Source organism: Acidibrevibacterium fodinaquatile (genome assembly GCF_003352165.1).
Classification (GTDB): Bacteria; Pseudomonadota; Alphaproteobacteria; order Acetobacterales; family Acetobacteraceae; genus Acidibrevibacterium; species Acidibrevibacterium fodinaquatile.
Window position 1 is genome coordinate 3,587,074 of record NZ_CP029176.1, and the last position, 14,458, is coordinate 3,601,531.

At 67.7% G+C, this 14,458-nt stretch carries 12 protein-coding genes and 1 tRNA gene; 9 read left to right on the top strand and 4 right to left on the bottom strand.

Annotation, left to right across the window (positions count from 1 at the left end; all coding sequences use genetic code 11):
* The gene (locus DEF76_RS16990; protein WP_114913302.1) at positions 1-1,185 is read right to left on the bottom strand and encodes a phosphoserine transaminase; all 1,185 of its coding nucleotides are present in this window, start codon (positions 1,183-1,185) and stop codon (positions 1-3) included.
* Positions 1,186-1,429: 244 nt separating this feature from the next.
* Complete coding sequence (locus tag DEF76_RS16995) at positions 1,430-2,023, bottom strand: HD-GYP domain-containing protein (protein ID WP_114913303.1); 594 nt, start codon at positions 2,021-2,023, stop codon at positions 1,430-1,432.
* A 169-nt stretch (positions 2,024-2,192) separates the two neighbouring features.
* Here DEF76_RS16995 and DEF76_RS17000 point away from each other — a divergent pair, with 169 nt between their 5' ends.
* Positions 2,193-4,637: an FtsK/SpoIIIE family DNA translocase gene (locus DEF76_RS17000; RefSeq protein WP_114913304.1), complete on the top strand. Its 2,445-nt coding sequence runs from the start codon at positions 2,193-2,195 to the stop codon at positions 4,635-4,637.
* Between the two features lie 5 nt (positions 4,638-4,642).
* On the opposite strand, the gene DEF76_RS17005 is transcribed toward DEF76_RS17000, so the two are convergent.
* On the bottom strand, positions 4,643-5,191 hold the full coding sequence (locus DEF76_RS17005; protein WP_114913305.1) for an HNH endonuclease: 549 nt from the start codon (positions 5,189-5,191) through the stop codon (positions 4,643-4,645).
* A gap of 262 nt (positions 5,192-5,453) precedes the next feature.
* Here DEF76_RS17005 and gluQRS point away from each other — a divergent pair, with 262 nt between their 5' ends.
* Positions 5,454-6,269 (top strand): tRNA glutamyl-Q(34) synthetase GluQRS, encoded by an 816-nt coding sequence (gene gluQRS, locus DEF76_RS17010; protein WP_114913306.1) that lies wholly within the window; start codon positions 5,454-5,456, stop codon positions 6,267-6,269.
* Positions 6,270-6,280: 11 nt separating this feature from the next.
* Here gluQRS and DEF76_RS17015 read toward each other — a convergent pair whose 3' ends face one another.
* Positions 6,281-7,579: a TRAP transporter large permease gene (locus DEF76_RS17015; RefSeq protein ID WP_114913307.1), complete on the bottom strand. Its 1,299-nt coding sequence runs from the start codon at positions 7,577-7,579 to the stop codon at positions 6,281-6,283.
* 373 nt (positions 7,580-7,952) lie between these two features.
* On the opposite strand from DEF76_RS17015, the gene DEF76_RS17020 reads away from it, so the two are divergent.
* The 7 genes from DEF76_RS17020 to DEF76_RS17050 all read left to right on the top strand — a co-directional run bounded on the left by DEF76_RS17020 (position 7,953) and on the right by DEF76_RS17050 (position 14,382).
* The gene (locus tag DEF76_RS17020) at positions 7,953-9,416 is read left to right on the top strand and encodes a mannose-1-phosphate guanylyltransferase/mannose-6-phosphate isomerase (RefSeq protein WP_114913308.1); all 1,464 of its coding nucleotides are present in this window, start codon (positions 7,953-7,955) and stop codon (positions 9,414-9,416) included.
* Between the two features lie 15 nt (positions 9,417-9,431).
* On the top strand, positions 9,432-10,376 hold the full coding sequence (locus DEF76_RS17025; RefSeq protein ID WP_114913309.1) for a zinc-dependent alcohol dehydrogenase: 945 nt from the start codon (positions 9,432-9,434) through the stop codon (positions 10,374-10,376).
* 1 nt (position 10,377) lies between these two features.
* The gene (locus tag DEF76_RS17030) at positions 10,378-10,794 is read left to right on the top strand and encodes a 6-pyruvoyl trahydropterin synthase family protein (protein ID WP_114913310.1); all 417 of its coding nucleotides are present in this window, start codon (positions 10,378-10,380) and stop codon (positions 10,792-10,794) included.
* Complete coding sequence (locus tag DEF76_RS17035) at positions 10,791-11,831, top strand: glycosyltransferase family 4 protein (RefSeq protein WP_240319048.1); 1,041 nt, start codon at positions 10,791-10,793, stop codon at positions 11,829-11,831. The genes DEF76_RS17030 and DEF76_RS17035 overlap by 4 nt, the downstream gene beginning before the upstream one ends.
* Before the next feature lie 23 nt (positions 11,832-11,854).
* A complete protein-coding gene (otnK, locus tag DEF76_RS17040) occupies positions 11,855-13,156 on the top strand; it encodes a 3-oxo-tetronate kinase (protein ID WP_114913966.1) in 1,302 nt (433 codons plus the stop codon).
* Positions 13,157-13,266: 110 nt separating this feature from the next.
* A tRNA-Ala gene (locus DEF76_RS17045) sits at positions 13,267-13,342 on the top strand.
* 98 nt (positions 13,343-13,440) lie between these two features.
* Entirely contained in the window at positions 13,441-14,382 is a 942-nt protein-coding gene (locus DEF76_RS17050; protein WP_114913311.1) for a nucleoside hydrolase, read from the top strand.
* Positions 14,383-14,458: the final 76 nt, after the last annotated feature.

Below are 14,458 nucleotides of genomic sequence, written 5' to 3' on the forward strand. Positions count from 1 at the left end.
TCACTCCGCGGCGGCGTTGGCGTATTGGGCGCTGATTGCGGCCTCGGCCCAGTCGAGCCAAGGCAGAAGCGCCGCGATGTCACTCGGTTCCACCGTCGCCCCGGCCCAGATGCGCAACCCCGGCGGCGCGTCGCGATAGCTTGCGATATCAAAGGCAACCCCCTCGGCTTCGAGGAGGGCGGCGATTTTCTTCGCCGCCTCGGCCTGTGCCGCCGGCGCGAGCGCCCGGAACCACGGCGCCTTGATCGCGAGACAAATCGAGGTGCATGAGCGGGTGCGCGCATCGCGGGCGAGGAATTCCGCCCAATGGCTGCCCTCGACCCAGGCGGCGACCGTGGCAAGACTGGCCTCGGCGCGGGCGATCAAGGCCGGCAAGCCGCCGATCCGCTCCGCCCAACGCAAGCCATCGAGCGCGTCCTCGACCCCGAGCATGCTCGGGGTATTGATGGTCTCGCCCTGAAACACCCCCTCGATCAGTTTTCCCCCTTTGGTGAGGCGGAAAATCTTCGGCAACGGCCAGGGCGGCTGATAGGTCTCGAGCCGCGCGACCGCACGCGGCGAGAGCGCCAGCATGCCATGCGCGCCTTCGCCGCCCAAAACTTTCTGCCACGACCAGGTGACGACATCGAGCTTGTCCCAAGCAAGCCGCATCGCGAACGCCGCCGAGGTCGCGTCACAAATCGCGAGCCCCTCACGGTCGGCGGCGATCCAATCGGCATCGGGAACGCGAACCCCCGAAGTGGTGCCGTTCCAGGTGAACACCACGTCATGGGTGGGATCAACCGCAGCGAGATCGGGCAGCTCGCCATAGGGGGCTGCCAGCACGCGGGCATCGCGAAGCTTGAGCTGCTTGACGATATCATTGGCCCAGCCTTCGGAAAAACTCTCGAACGCCAGGACATCGACCGGGCGGGCACCAAGCAGCGACCAGAGCGCGAGTTCCACAGCACCGGTATCGGACGCGGGAACAATCCCGAGCCGCCAATCTTCCGGCATGCCGAGCAGCGCCCGCGAACGGGTGATGACCTCAGCCAGCCGCGCTTTCGGCAATTTCGCGCGATGGCTCCGCCCCAGCATCGCACCGTCTAGGGCGGCGAGCGAATAGCCGGGGCGCTTGGCGCAGGGGCCGGAGGAAAAATGAGGGTTGGCCGGGCGCAATGCCGGCTTGGAGGCGTGCTGTGCCATCTCTGGCTCTCCCTTGCAGAAGAGAAGCGCCCCGGTGGGGGGGCGTGACCCGGGAACGGTTTTAGTTGCGGCGCAGCAAACAGGCAAGGGGAAAAAATCGCCTGCCGGGGTTATCGCATCTGAACGGTTGATAAATTTTAGAAGAATCTTCTTTTTCTGAAGAAAAAGAAGCAAAAAGACTTTTATCCTGGTTCCTCGGAGCGGCAGCGCCGTAGGCACTGCCGCAATAGAAAAAGTTTCTTTATTAACTCGCGAAGGCGGCTTGAAACAGGCCCGGGGCGGCGGCCAGCACGGCCAGCAGTGCGGGATCGAACTGGCCGGAATGGAGCCCTTCCCCCGCCGGTATGCCGTTCAGCAGCGAATAGCAGGTCGCCTCATGCGACAGCGGCGCTTTATAAGTGCGTTCCTCGCGCAGGGCGGCATAGACGTCGCAGAGCGCGACCAGCCGCGCCGCCGGCGGGATCGCCTCACCGCGGAGGCCATGCGGATAGCCCGACCCATCCCAGCGCTCGTGATGCGACAGCGCGACCTCCGCCGCCAGCCGCAATCGCGGCTCGCCCGAGGCCACCAATATGTCATGGCCATGTTCGGTATGGCGCCGAACAAGCACGTATTCCTCCGCCGAAAGCCGCCCAGGCTTCTCAAGCACGGCATCAGGCACCACGAGCTTGCCGACATCGTGCAGCTCAGCGGCATCGCGATAGGCGGCGCAGGTGGCGGGAGGAAGGCCCAGATGTTCCGAGAGCGCGAACGCGAGCGCGCCCACGCGCTGCTCATGCACGAAGGTTTCGCGCAAGCGGAGTTCCGAGAGCCGCCGCAATGCTGCTTTCGTGTTCATCGTATCCGCCTGGTAAGCCAAACCCTTCTCATCTCATACTCTACCGGGGTGCTGCGCCGCCGCGCAAGCACCAGGATGGCGTTCGGGCCATACGCGCCTTTGGGAAAGGTGATTTTCCTCCAATCGGTTCTGATGTAGTATTGGGTGATGATCTCAAGGATTCCTGGTCATGGCCACCACCGCCTCGCCGCGTGAACTCCTCGGGCGCGACGCCCGCAAGCCCGACCGATCGGGGCGGGGGCGCGCCGGCGAGCGTCTCACGACGCCGCGGCTGCAAGGGCTGATCGGCCGGCGGCTCGGCGAACTCGGCGGCCTGGCCCTCGCGCTCGCCGGTGTCACGCTGCTGGTCGCGCTCGCCTCCTATGCCCCGGACGACCCTTCGCTCGACACCGCGGCGCGGGTTGCCGTGCATAATCTCGCGGGGCCCATCGGGGCGATCCTTGCCGATCTATTGCTGCAATTCCTCGGCCTCGCCGGGGCGCTGCCGGCGCTGGCCCTGCTCGCCTGGGCCTGGCGGCTGGCGGCGCATCGCGGTCTCGCGGTGGCGCCGCTGCGGCTCGCGGCCTTGATCGTGGCGTTGCCGGTGCTGGCCGGGCTTCTCGCCGCCATCCCGCTGCCGGCTGCCTGGCCGAGCCCGGCCGGTCTCGGCGGCGCCATCGGCAGTCTCGTCGCCGCGACCGCGCTCGCTGCCGGGCGCGGCCTGCTCGGCACACTCGGCGCGGTCATCGTCGTCGCGCTCGGAAGTGCTCTTGCGGCAAGCCTCGTTTTGCTCGGCTTCGGCCTCTCTTTCGCGGAATGGCGGGCGGCCGGTGGCGGCGTGATTCGCATCGCCGGCGGCAGCGTCCGCCATGGGCGCAACGGGGCTGGTTGGGTCGCTCGCGTGTGGCGGCAGGCCAAGGCGCGGCTCGCGCCGATTCTCGGACGCGATCTGCTCACCCCGCCGCCGGAAAGTTTCGCCGGCGCTGCCCAAGCGGCGGCGCCGCCCACCGTCTCCGCGCCGCCCCCCGCTGAGCAAACGCCGCCGCGCGCCCGAATCATTGCGCCGCCCCGCCGACCGGCGCCGGCGCCGCGGCAAGAAACCCTGCCGCTCCCTCAATCCGGCTGGCAATTCCCCTCGCTCAGCCTCCTCAAGCCGGCGCCGACGCGCGCCGCCGTTGGCCCCGGCGCCGATGCGCTCGAAGCCAATGCCCGGCTTTTAGAAAGCGTGCTCGCCGATTACGGTGTCCAAGGCACGATCCGCGACATCCGGCCAGGGCCGGTGGTGACACTCTATGAGCTGGAACCGGCGCCCGGCATCCGCAGCGCCCGCGTGATCGGCCTTGCCGACGATATCGCGCGCAGCCTCTCGGTGATCGCGGTGCGCATCGCGACCGTGCCCGGGCGCAATGTCATCGGCATCGAAGTGCCCAACGCCGTGCGCGAGACGGTTTATCTCAGCGAATTGCTGGCCAGCGACGCCTGGCACAAGCAGCCGGGGCGCCTTTCGCTCGCGCTCGGCAAGGATATCAGTGGCGCGCCGGTGATCGCCGATCTCGCGCGCATGCCGCATCTGCTGATCGCCGGCACCACCGGCTCGGGCAAATCGGTCGGCGTCAACGCGATGATCCTGAGCCTGCTTTATCGCCTCTCGCCCGATCAATGCCGGCTGATCATGATCGACCCCAAGATGCTCGAACTCTCGGTCTATCAGGGTATTCCACACCTGATGGCGCCGGTGGTGACGGAGCCGGCGAAGGCGGTAACGGCGCTGAAATGGACGGTGCGCGAGATGGAACGCCGCTATCGCGCCATGAGCCAGCTCGGGGTGCGCAATATCGGCGGCTATAACGAGCGGGTCGCGGAAGCGCGCGAGCGTGGCGAGGTGGTGACGCGGCGGGTACAGACCGGCTTCGATGCCGAAACCGGCCGCGCCGTCTACGAAGATCAGCCGCTGGCGCTCGAGCCGCTGCCCTTCATCGTCGTCGTCATCGATGAGATGGCCGACCTCATGATGGTCGCCGGCAAGGAGATCGAAGCGGCGGTCCAACGCCTCGCCCAGATGGCGCGCGCCGCCGGCATTCATGTCATCATGGCAACCCAGCGGCCCTCGGTCGACGTCATCACCGGCACCATCAAAGCCAATTTCCCGACCCGGATCAGCTTCCAGGTGATCAGCAAATTCGACAGCCGCACCATCCTCGGCGAGCAGGGGGCCGAGCAACTCCTCGGCCAGGGCGACATGCTCTACATGATGGGCGGCGGGCGCATCACCCGCACCCACGGCCCCTTCGTCACCGATCGCGAGGTCGAGGATGTCGTTGCCTTCCTCAGAAGCCAGGGCGAGCCGGCCTATCTCGAGGAAGTGACCGAAGCCGAGGAAGGGGATGCCGGCGGGAGCGGCGGCGGCGGATTTGGCGGGCTCGGCAGCGGCGATGGCGAGATGAGCCTTTTCGACCAAGCGGTCGATCTCGTCGCGCGCGAGGGGAAGGCCTCGACCTCCTTCATCCAGCGCCATCTCCAGATCGGCTATAACCGCGCCGCCAAGCTGATCGAGCAGATGGAGAAAGAAGGCATCGTCAGCGCCGCCAACCATGTCGGCAAACGCGAAGTGCTGGCGCGCCGGCCGGACGAGTGAGCGCGTTACTCTTCCAGTTCCGAATCCCAGTAGAGAAAATCGACCCACGTGTGATGCACCTGCTCGCGCGCGAGCGGGGCAGCGGCGTGGGCGAGTTCGCGCCGGCTCGGCCGGTAGGGGCGGCGGAGCAGATGCATCCCGGCCTCGCGCGGGGTGCGGTTGGCCTTGCCGAGATTGCAGCGCGAACAGGCGGTGACGACATTCTCCCACGTCGTCCGCCCACCGCGCGAGCGCGGCACGACATGATCGAAGGTGAGTTCGCTCGAGGCAAATTCCTCGGCGCAGTATTGGCAGCGCCAGCGGTCGCGACAATAAATGTTGAAGCGGGTGAAGGCGGGGTAGCCGTCGAGATGGAGATAGCGTTTGAGGGCGACGACACTCGGCACCCGCATCGCGCGGCTCGGCGAGCGGATGACATCGTCATATTCGGCGACCAGATTGACCCGTTGCAAAACCAGGGCGCTGACGGCGTCTTTCCAGTGCCAGGAAGAAAGCGGAAACCGCGAGAGCGGGCGGAAATCGGCGTTCAGAACCAGGGTTTGGAGATCGTTCATCACCGCCCCGGTCGAAGCCCCAGGAACCTTCGTTTGAAGAGCGGCCGACGCCCTTGCCACGCAAGGGCGTTCAGATTCGGCGAGAGATCCCATCCGTCTCGGGGCAAATGCGGCTCCTGCTCGGGTAGCGCGCAATCCCTGGGGGAACTTCCTCGTCCGGCCCGCCAGCACTTGTGCGCCGCGAAGTCTCGCCCCCCTTATCGCAGAGCCGGCGCGGCGCCGCAACCCCGCGGGCAGCGCCGTCATGGAACTATCATCGCACATGATCACGACCCGCTTCGCCCCCTCGCCCACCGGCCCGCTCCATCTCGGCCATGCTTACGCCGCGCTTTTTGCCGAACGCCAGGCGCGCGCGGCGGGCGGGCGATTTCTGCTCCGCATCGAGGATATCGACGAAACCCGCTGCCGGCCGGAATTCACACAGGCGATTCTCGATGACCTCGCTTGGCTCGGCCTCGTCTGGGACGAGCCTCCCCGCGTGCAATCGGCGCATTTCGACGCGTATCGCAGCGTGCTCGATCGGCTGGCGGCGCGCGGGCTGCTTTATCCCTGTTTTTGCACCCGCGCCGACATCGCCCGCGCAAGCCGCGGCCAGACGCCGGACGGCGCGCCGCTCTATCCCGGCACCTGCCGCGCGCGCTCTGCCGAGCACCGGCAAGCGCTTCTCGCCGCCGGCACGCCGCACGCCTTCCGCCTCGACATGGCCGGAGCGCTCGCCGCCTGCCCCGGGCCGCTCCACTACCACGAAGCCGGCCACGGCTGCGTTCTCTGCCATCCCGAACGCTTCGGCGACGTTGTGCTCGGGCGGAAAGAGTGCCCGGCGAGCTACCACCTTGCGGTAACCCATGATGACGCCATCCAGGGCGTGACTCTGGTGACACGCGGCGAGGATCTGCGCGCGGCGACCGATCTCCATCGCCTGTTACAGGCGCTGATGGGCTGGCCGGCGCCGCAATACGCCCATCACCGCCTGATCCGTGATGCCAGCGGCGTGCGGCTCGCCAAATCTGCGGGCGCCGCGGGCTTGCGCACCCTCGGCCTCACGCCGGGAGAGATCCGCGCGCGCCTCGGGTTCTGAGCCGCACCCGGCTACATCTGGCCGGGCAGCCAGGTGGAAATGGCAGGGAAGGCGATCAGGATGCACAGCCGGACGATGTCGGTGATCACGAACGGGATGACGCCGGCGAAAATCGTCGCGATACCGACCTCGCCGATCACGCTTTTGATCACGAACACGTTCATCCCGACGGGCGGATGAATGAGGCCGAGTTCGACCGTCATGACGATGATGACGCCGAACCAGATCGGATCGAACCCGAGCGCGGTGATCAGCGGAAACACGATCGGGATGGTGAGAATGACCATCGCCATCGCGTCCATCACGCAGCCGAGGCCGAGATACATCAGCATGATCAGCGCGAGAATGCCGTATCGCCCGATCCCGAGCCCGGCCAGCGCCGCTGTCAGATGCTGCGGCGTTTGCGTCACGGTCAGGAAATAGCCGAACAGCAGGGCGCCGATGAGGATGGTGAAGATCGCGGCACTGGTGCGCACCGCGCGCACGAGACACTGCATGAGCTGCGGCGCTGAAAGCCGGCGGCGGAAAATGGCGATGAGGAATGCGCCGCCGGCGCCCATGCTCGCCGCTTCTGTCGCGGTGAACATCCCACCATAGAGCCCGCCAACGACGAACAGGAACAAAAGGCTGATCGCCCAGACCCCACGCAGCGCCGCCAGCCGCTCGGCCCAGCTGGCGCGCGGCGTGGTCGGCAAAAACCCAGGGCGAAGTGCGCCGATCAGGAAAATCGTCACCAGATACATCGCGATCGCGAGCAACCCTGGCAGGACGCCAGCAATATAAAGCTTGCCGACATCCTGCTGGGTGATCAGGCTATAGACCGCAAGCACGATCGAGGGCGGCAGGATAGCGCCGAGCGTGCCACCCGCGGCGATGACACCGGCGGCGAAACTCTGCGGGTAATGAAAGCGCCGCATCTCGGGATAGGCGACGGCGGAAAACGTCGCCGCGGTCGCAACCGAGGAGCCCGAGATGGCGGCGAACCCGGCGCAGGCGGCAATCGTCGCCATGCCCAGCCCGCCCCGGCGATGGCCGAGAAACCGATGCGCCGCCTTGAACAATTCGGTGCTCATGCCGGATTCGGAGGCGATCGCGCCCATCAAGAGAAATAAGGGGATGACCGCGAACCCGGCATCGGTTGCGGTCCGGATCGGCGATTGCGCAAGCAGCTTCAGCGCCGGCGCAAACCCCGCGACGCATCCGAACCCGCCCACCCCAACCGCCCCCATCGCGATGCCAACCGGCACACGCAGCAGCATCAAGAGAAATAAAACCACGAAACCAAGGATCGCGATCAGGCTCGGATCCATATCACCCGCTCCGAAAGAAAAAAATCAAATAAGACTCTTCTTTTTCTGAAGAAAAAGAAGCAAAAAGACTTTCCTCCGTTTTTCGGAGCAGCCATCTCCGCGACGCGGTTTGCCGTGATCTATCGTTCGACTCCTACGACAAACCGCATCTTGCCGGCAGCCCCCGCCCACGCCGAGGACATCGCCACTCAAAGAGAACGAAGAAAAGTCTTTTTGCTTCTTTTTCTTCAGAAAAAGAAGCCTTTTGTTTTCTATTTTTCGCCATGGTAAACAGACCCCCGAGAGACGAACGACGCCGCGGGAAGGCCGCGGCGATCGTGGGGTCGTGGTAGATGTCGTGGTAGAATAGTGACGTGAGATAGGGGACCGTCCCATGGCCGCCGACTATGACGCTGCATCGAGCGCCGCCGCCATCGCCTTGGAGCCGATCGTGCCCGTGATCCTCTCCGGCGGCTCGGGGACGCGGCTCTGGCCGGTTTCGCGTGAGAGCTATCCGAAGCAATATTGGCCGCTGATTTCCGCCCGCTCGCTGCTGCAAGACACCGCCCACCGCGCCACTGGCCCCGGTTTTGCGCCGCCGATCGTGGTTTGCAACCACGAGCATCGCTTCCTGATCGCCGAGCAATTGCGCAAGGAAGGTGGCGCGCCCGCGCGGATCCTGCTGGAGCCGGTCGGGCGCAACAGCGCCCCCGCGATCACCGCCGCTGCCCTGCTCGTGGCCGAGGAAAATCCCGACGCGGTGCTCTGGATGATGGCCGCTGATGCCGCGATCACCGACCTCGCGGCACTGCGGGCGGCGCTGGAACCCGCGATCGCGGCGGCGCGCGGCGGGCGGATCGTGACCTTCGGCATGAAGCCGACCGCGCCCGAGACCGGCTATGGCTATATCGAGGTCGGCGCGCCGCTCTCCGGGATCGCCGGCGCCCATGATCTCGTCCGCTTCATCGAAAAGCCGGACGCCGAGACGGCGGCGCGGCTGGTCGCGTCGGGCCGGCATTTGTGGAACTCCGGCATGTTCCTTTTCACCGCCGCGCGCCTGATCGCGGAGATGGCGGAACACGCCCCGGCGGTGCTGGCGGCGGTGCGCGCGGCGGTGGCCGGGCGGCGGGCGGATCTCGATTTCCTTCGTCTCGACGCCGAGGCCTTCGCGAGCGCGCCGGCGATCAGCCTCGATTATGCCGTGGCCGAGCGCACCCGGCATGCGGCGGTGGTGCCGGCTGATCTCGGCTGGTCGGATGTCGGGAGCTGGAGCGCGCTTTGGGCGCTGGGCGAGAAAGACGGCGCCGGCAATGTCGCGGTCGGTGATGTGCTGCTCGAAGCGGCGCGCGATTGCTATGTGCGGAGCGATGGCATGCTGACCGCCGTCGTCGGTCTCGAAAACGCCGTGGTGGTGGTGACCGAGGACGCGGTGCTCGCGCTGCATCGCGATCATGCGCAGGATGTCAAAAAAGTCGTCGATCGGCTGCGCGCCGCGGGACGAGCGGAGGCGGTCGCGCATAACCGCTGTTATCGCCCATGGGGATTTTACGAGAGCCTGATCCATGGCGACCGTTTTCAGGTCAAGCGCATCGTCGTCTCGCCGGGCCACAAACTGTCATTGCAAAAGCATTTTCACCGCGCCGAGCACTGGGTGGTGGTGAACGGCACCGCGCTCGTCACCCGCGATGATCAGCAGATCCTGGTGCGCGAGAATGAAAGCATCTATCTGCCGCTCGGGACAAAGCACCGGCTGGAGAACCCCGGCCGCATCCCGCTCACCCTGATCGAGGTGCAATCCGGCGCCTATCTCGGCGAGGATGACATCGTCCGCTTCGACGACACCTACGGCCGCGCCTGAAAGGGCGCTCATGGCATGCAAGCCCGCGCTTTCTGGACCATCGCCGCCGGCCGTGGCGAGATCCGCGCCGAGGCTCTGCCGGCGCCGGCACCCGGCGAGATCCGGCTAACCACGATCGCGAGCGGCATCTCGCGCGGGACCGAGGCCCTGGTTTTCGAAGGCCGCGTCCCGGAAAGCCAGTTCCAGGCAATGCGGGCGCCGCTGATGGCCGGCGCTTTCCCGTTTCCGGTGAAATACGGCTATAGCGCCGTCGCGCAAGCCGAGAACGGGGCGCGATTCTTTGTTCTTCACCCGCACCAGGACGCGTTCAACGCGCCACAAACACACGCCATTCCGGTGCCCGACGCGGTGCCGAGCGCCCGCGCGGTGCTCGCCGCCAACATGGAAACCGCGCTCAACCTGCTCTGGGATGCCGCACCGCTTCCCGGGATGCGGGTTCTGGTGATTGGCGCCGGCGTGCTCGGCCTGCTCGCCGGCGCGCTGGTGGCACGCATTCCCGCGACCACCGTCACCCTGTGCGATCTCGATCCCGCCCGCGCGACGCCTGCGGCCGCGCTCGGCTGCCGTTTCGCGCTGCCCGAGGCCGCGCCCGGTGATCAGGATCTCGTTTTTCACACCTCGGCCTCCGCCGCTGGCCTTGCGCACGCGTTGCGCGCCGCCGGCGACGAGGCGGCGATCATCGAGGCGAGCTGGTATGGCGATGCCGCCCCCGCGGTTCCGCTCGGGGAGGATTTTCATGCCCGACGCCTGCGGATCATCGGAAGTCAGGTCGGCCGGGTCGCCCCCGTGATGCGCGCCCGCCGCACGCCGCGCGCGCGGCTCGCGCTTGCTCTCGATCTTCTCGGCGATCCGGTGTTTGATATCCTCCTCGAGCCGCCGACCAAATTCGTCGACCTTCCGGCCGCCATGCCGCGTCTGCTCGAAGGCGGCCTCTGCCACGTGATCGATTACGGAGCCTGAGATGTACAGCCTCACCGTTTGCGACCATGTCATGATCGCGCATTCCTTCCAGGGCGCGGTGTTTGGCCCGGCCCAGCGCCTGCACGGCGCGACCTACGCGGTCGAGGCGGAATTCCGCGCGCCGATCCTCGATGCCGATCACCTGGTGGTCGATATCGGCCTCGCCGGCCAGGCCCTGCGCCGCGTGCTCGATACCCTCGATTACCGCAATCTCGACGACCTGGCCGAATTCGCCGGGCGCAACACCACCACCGAATTCCTTGCCGCCCATATCCACGCCCTGCTTGCCGATGCGTGCCGCGAAGGCGCGCTCGGCGCGGGGGGGCGTCGCCTTTCCGGGCTCAAAATCCTGCTCCGCGAAAGCCCGCGCGCGTTCGCCGCTTTCGAGGGGCCGATCGGCGCCGAGGACGCGGCGTGAGCCGGATCGCGCTTTTCGTTCCCGCCCCTTGGGAGCGGCTCTCCGGCGGCTATGCCTATGACCGTCGCATGGTCGCCGGCCTCCGCCAGGCCGGGCATGAGGTTGCGGTGATCGCGCTCGCCGGGCGCCACCCGCTCGCCGACGCACTGGCCGAGGAGGAGGCCGGGCGCAGCCTCGCCGCGCTCGCGCAGGACGTGATCCCGGTGATCGATGGGCTCGCGCTGCCCGCCTTCGCGCCCCATCTCGCCGCCATCACCGGCCGCGCGATCGGCCTCATCCACCACCCGACGGCGCTCGAGACCGGGTTTTCCGAGGCCGACCGCGCTGATCTGCGCGCCCTCGAATGCCGCTTGCTGCCGCGTCTCAAAACCGTCATCGCGACCAGCGCGGAAACCGCCTCGCGGCTGGAGAAAGAATTCGGCGTCGCGCCCGCGCGCCTTCGCGTCGTCACCCCCGGCACCGATCCCGCGCCGCGGAGCCGGGGCTCGGGTGGGCCGGGAGCGGCGATCCTCTCGGTCGGCGCGCTGATCCCGCGCAAGGGGCATGACGTGCTGCTCCGCGCGCTCGCGCCGCTCTTTGACCTCGAATTTTCCCTCACCATCGCCGGCGAGACGGCGAGCGATCCGGCTTATGCCGCAAACCTCCGCGCCCTCGCCGGCGACCTCGGGATCGCGGCGAAAGTGACGTTCGCCGGCGAGGTCGATGACGCGGCGCTCGACCGCCTCTGGCAAGGAGCCGACCTCTTCGCGCTCGCGACCCATTGGGAAGGGTATGGCATGGCGGTCGCCGAGGCGCTGGCGCGCGGCCTGCCGGTCGCCGTCTGCGCCGGCGGCGCCGCTGCCGCCCTGGTGCCCGAGGACGCCGGCGTTTTCGCCAACCCCGGCGATCACGAACAGCTTTCGAAGGCGCTACGGCGGCTGATTTTCGATGCCGACCTCCGCGCCACGATGGCCGCGAACGCCTGGCGCGCGGGGCAGGCGCTGCCTGGCTGGGAGACACAAATCGCCGCCTTCGCGCAAGCGCTCGCGCCGGGATGAGACGCCCACGTTTGGAGGAAAACATGCCGCTGCTCGGCTGCATCGCCGATGATTTCACCGGCGCGACCGATCTCGCCAGCATGCTCGTCGAACACGGCATGCGCACCGTCCAGCTCATCGGCGTGCCCGCGCCTGGCCAACCATTGCCCGAGGCCGACGCGCTGGTGATCGCCCTCAAATCACGCACCGCGCCGGCCGGCGAAGCCGTGGCCCAAAGCCGTGCCGCGCTTGCCGCGCTGCGCGCCGCCGGCTGCCGGCAGTTTTTCTTCAAATACTGCTCGACCTTCGACAGCACGGACGCGGGCAATATCGGCCCGGTCGCCGATGCGCTGCTTGCCGATCTCGGCGCCGGCTTTGCCCTCGCCTGCCCCGCTTTCCCGGCCAATGCACGCAGCGTCTATCAGGGCCATCTCTTCGTCGGCAGCCGCTTGCTCAATGAAAGCGGCATGGAAAACCATCCCCTGACGCCGATGCGCGATGCCGATCTGGTCCGCGTGCTCGCCCGCCAGACCAGCGGCACCGTTGGCCTCGTCCCTTACGCCGTCGTCGAACAGGGGGCGGAGGCGATCCGCGCGGCGATGGCAGCGTGCGCGCGCGAGGGTAAGCGCTACGCCATCCTTGACGCGGTGGATGAGCGCCATCTCCATGCGATCGGCGCAGCGGCGGCCGAGCACCCGCTGATCACCGGTGGCTCGGGCGTCGCGATGGGCTTGCCGGCGAATTTCCGGCGCCAGGGCCTGCTTCCCGAGCGCGCCGATCCGGCGGCGCTCGATGATGTGCCCGGTCTTGCGGCGATCCTCGCCGGCTCCTGCTCGCAGGCGACGCTCGGCCAGATCGCGCGGGCACGCGAAGCGCTCCCGACGCTCGACCTCGACCCGCTCGCAACCCCCGATGCCGCCGCCCTCGCCAGCGCCGCGCTGGCCTGGGCGAGGGAGCATCTCGGCGCCCATTCCGCGGGCCGCCCGCCGCTGATCGCCGCCTCCGCCCCGCCCGAGCGGGTCGCCGCCTTGCAGGCGCGTCTCGGGCGCGCGCAAGCCGGCGCCGTGATCGAGGCCGCGCTCGCCACCATTGCCGCCGGCCTTCGCGACCTCGGGGTGCGGCGCCTCGTCGTCGCCGGCGGCGAAACCTCGGGCGCGGTGGTCTCGCGCCTTGGCGTGCGTTCTTTACGCATCGGCGCGCCGATCGACCCGGGCGTGCCCTGGACCCGCGCCGAGGGGGATGGCCCGCCGCTGCTGCTCGCCCTCAAATCCGGCAATTTCGGCGCGCCCGATTTCTTCACCAAGGCCTTCGCCAGGCTGCCCGGGGCGAAGGCCGTTCATCCTTGATCTCCCTCGCGGGACGGTCTTCGGCAAAACCACAACGCCAAATCTGCCAAAGGAGTGCTGGATTCCCAGCGCTTGATCCCCCGGTCGGCGCCCTCTATAAGGCGCGCCACGGGGCCATAGCTCAGTTGGGAGAGCGCCTGAATGGCATTCAGGAGGTCAGGGGTTCGACTCCCCTTGGCTCCACCAAGCAACGCACGGCGTTAGGGTGTACCGCTGCGGGGTTGTCGCATTGCAAACTGTCCGCGAATCACGGCGGAGCCGCCGGGCGGGTCGAGGGCAATCATATGAAGCGCCGGTCCGAAAGCGTTCCCGCGCTCGCGCGTCCCATCATCATCGATTGCGATCCCGGCACCGATGACGCGATCGCCCTTTTGCTCGCGCTCGCCTCGCCGGAGATCGCGCTCCAGGCGATCACCGTTGTCGGCGGCAATGTCGGGATCGAGCGCACCTTGGCCAATGCCCTGGCGCTGGTCGCGCTCGCCGGGGCCGGGGTTCCGGTCCATGCCGGGGCGGGGCAGCCGATCCGTGGCGAATTCACCTCGGCACCCCGGGCGCATGGCGAAAACGGCCTCGCCGGGATCGTTCTGCCTCCGGGCGGGGCGCCGGCGCCGGGCGTGGCCGCCGATGTCATCCGTGCCCATCTCCGCGCCGCGACCGCCCCGCTCACCCTGGTCGGCATCGGCCCCGCGACCAATCTCGCACGCGCTTTGATGGCCGAGCCGGATTTGGCCGCCAAAATCGGCGAAATCGTCCTGATGAGCGGCGCGTTCGCGGGCGGCAACATCACGCCGGCGGCCGAGTTCAACGCCTGGAGCGACCCCGAGGCGCTATCGGTTCTGCTTGCCGCCGGGCGTCCGCTGACCCTCGCGCCGCTCGATCTCACCCATCAGGCGCTGGTGACACCTTCGCGTCTTGCGCATCTCCGCGCCGCCGGGGCGGGAACGGCGCTTGCCACGGCCTGCGACATTCTCGCCGCCCTGCCGCCGCACCCGACGCTGCCCGGCCGCCCGCTGCATGACCCCTGCGCCATCGCCTGGCTGCTGCGCCCGGATTTGTTCACCGCCCGCCCGGCCCGCGTCGCCGTCTCCTGCGCCGAGGGGGCGACACGGGGACAGACGACGATCGCGCCCGCGCCGGAAGAGACCGCCAATGCCCTGGTTTTGGAGACGCTGGACGCGGAGGGATTTTTCGCGCTGCTCGGCGAGCGTCTTTCCCGCCTGACATAACAAATCGCTTTGACGAATCAAGTTATAATTCCAATAATGTGTCATCTGCTGATTGGTGGAAATGTTCTAAACGGAT

Bases quoted from the DNA above. Each gene is read 5' to 3' on its own strand.
- DEF76_RS16990 (WP_114913302.1), bottom strand. From the start codon at position 1,185: ATGGCACAGCACGCCTCCAAGCCGGCATTGCGCCCGGCCAACCCTCAT.
- DEF76_RS16995 (WP_114913303.1), bottom strand. From the start codon at position 2,023: ATGAACACGAAAGCAGCATTGCGGCGGCTCTCGGAACTCCGCTTGCGC.
- DEF76_RS17000 (WP_114913304.1), top strand. From the start codon at position 2,193: ATGGCCACCACCGCCTCGCCGCGTGAACTCCTCGGGCGCGACGCCCGC.
- DEF76_RS17005 (WP_114913305.1), bottom strand. From the start codon at position 5,191: ATGAACGATCTCCAAACCCTGGTTCTGAACGCCGATTTCCGCCCGCTC.
- gluQRS (WP_114913306.1), top strand. From the start codon at position 5,454: ATGATCACGACCCGCTTCGCCCCCTCGCCCACCGGCCCGCTCCATCTC.
- DEF76_RS17015 (WP_114913307.1), bottom strand. From the start codon at position 7,579: ATGGATCCGAGCCTGATCGCGATCCTTGGTTTCGTGGTTTTATTTCTC.
- DEF76_RS17020 (WP_114913308.1), top strand. From the start codon at position 7,953: ATGGCCGCCGACTATGACGCTGCATCGAGCGCCGCCGCCATCGCCTTG.
- DEF76_RS17025 (WP_114913309.1), top strand. From the start codon at position 9,432: ATGCAAGCCCGCGCTTTCTGGACCATCGCCGCCGGCCGTGGCGAGATC.
- DEF76_RS17030 (WP_114913310.1), top strand. From the start codon at position 10,378: ATGTACAGCCTCACCGTTTGCGACCATGTCATGATCGCGCATTCCTTC.
- otnK (WP_114913966.1), top strand. From the start codon at position 11,855: ATGCCGCTGCTCGGCTGCATCGCCGATGATTTCACCGGCGCGACCGAT.
- DEF76_RS17050 (WP_114913311.1), top strand. From the start codon at position 13,441: ATGAAGCGCCGGTCCGAAAGCGTTCCCGCGCTCGCGCGTCCCATCATC.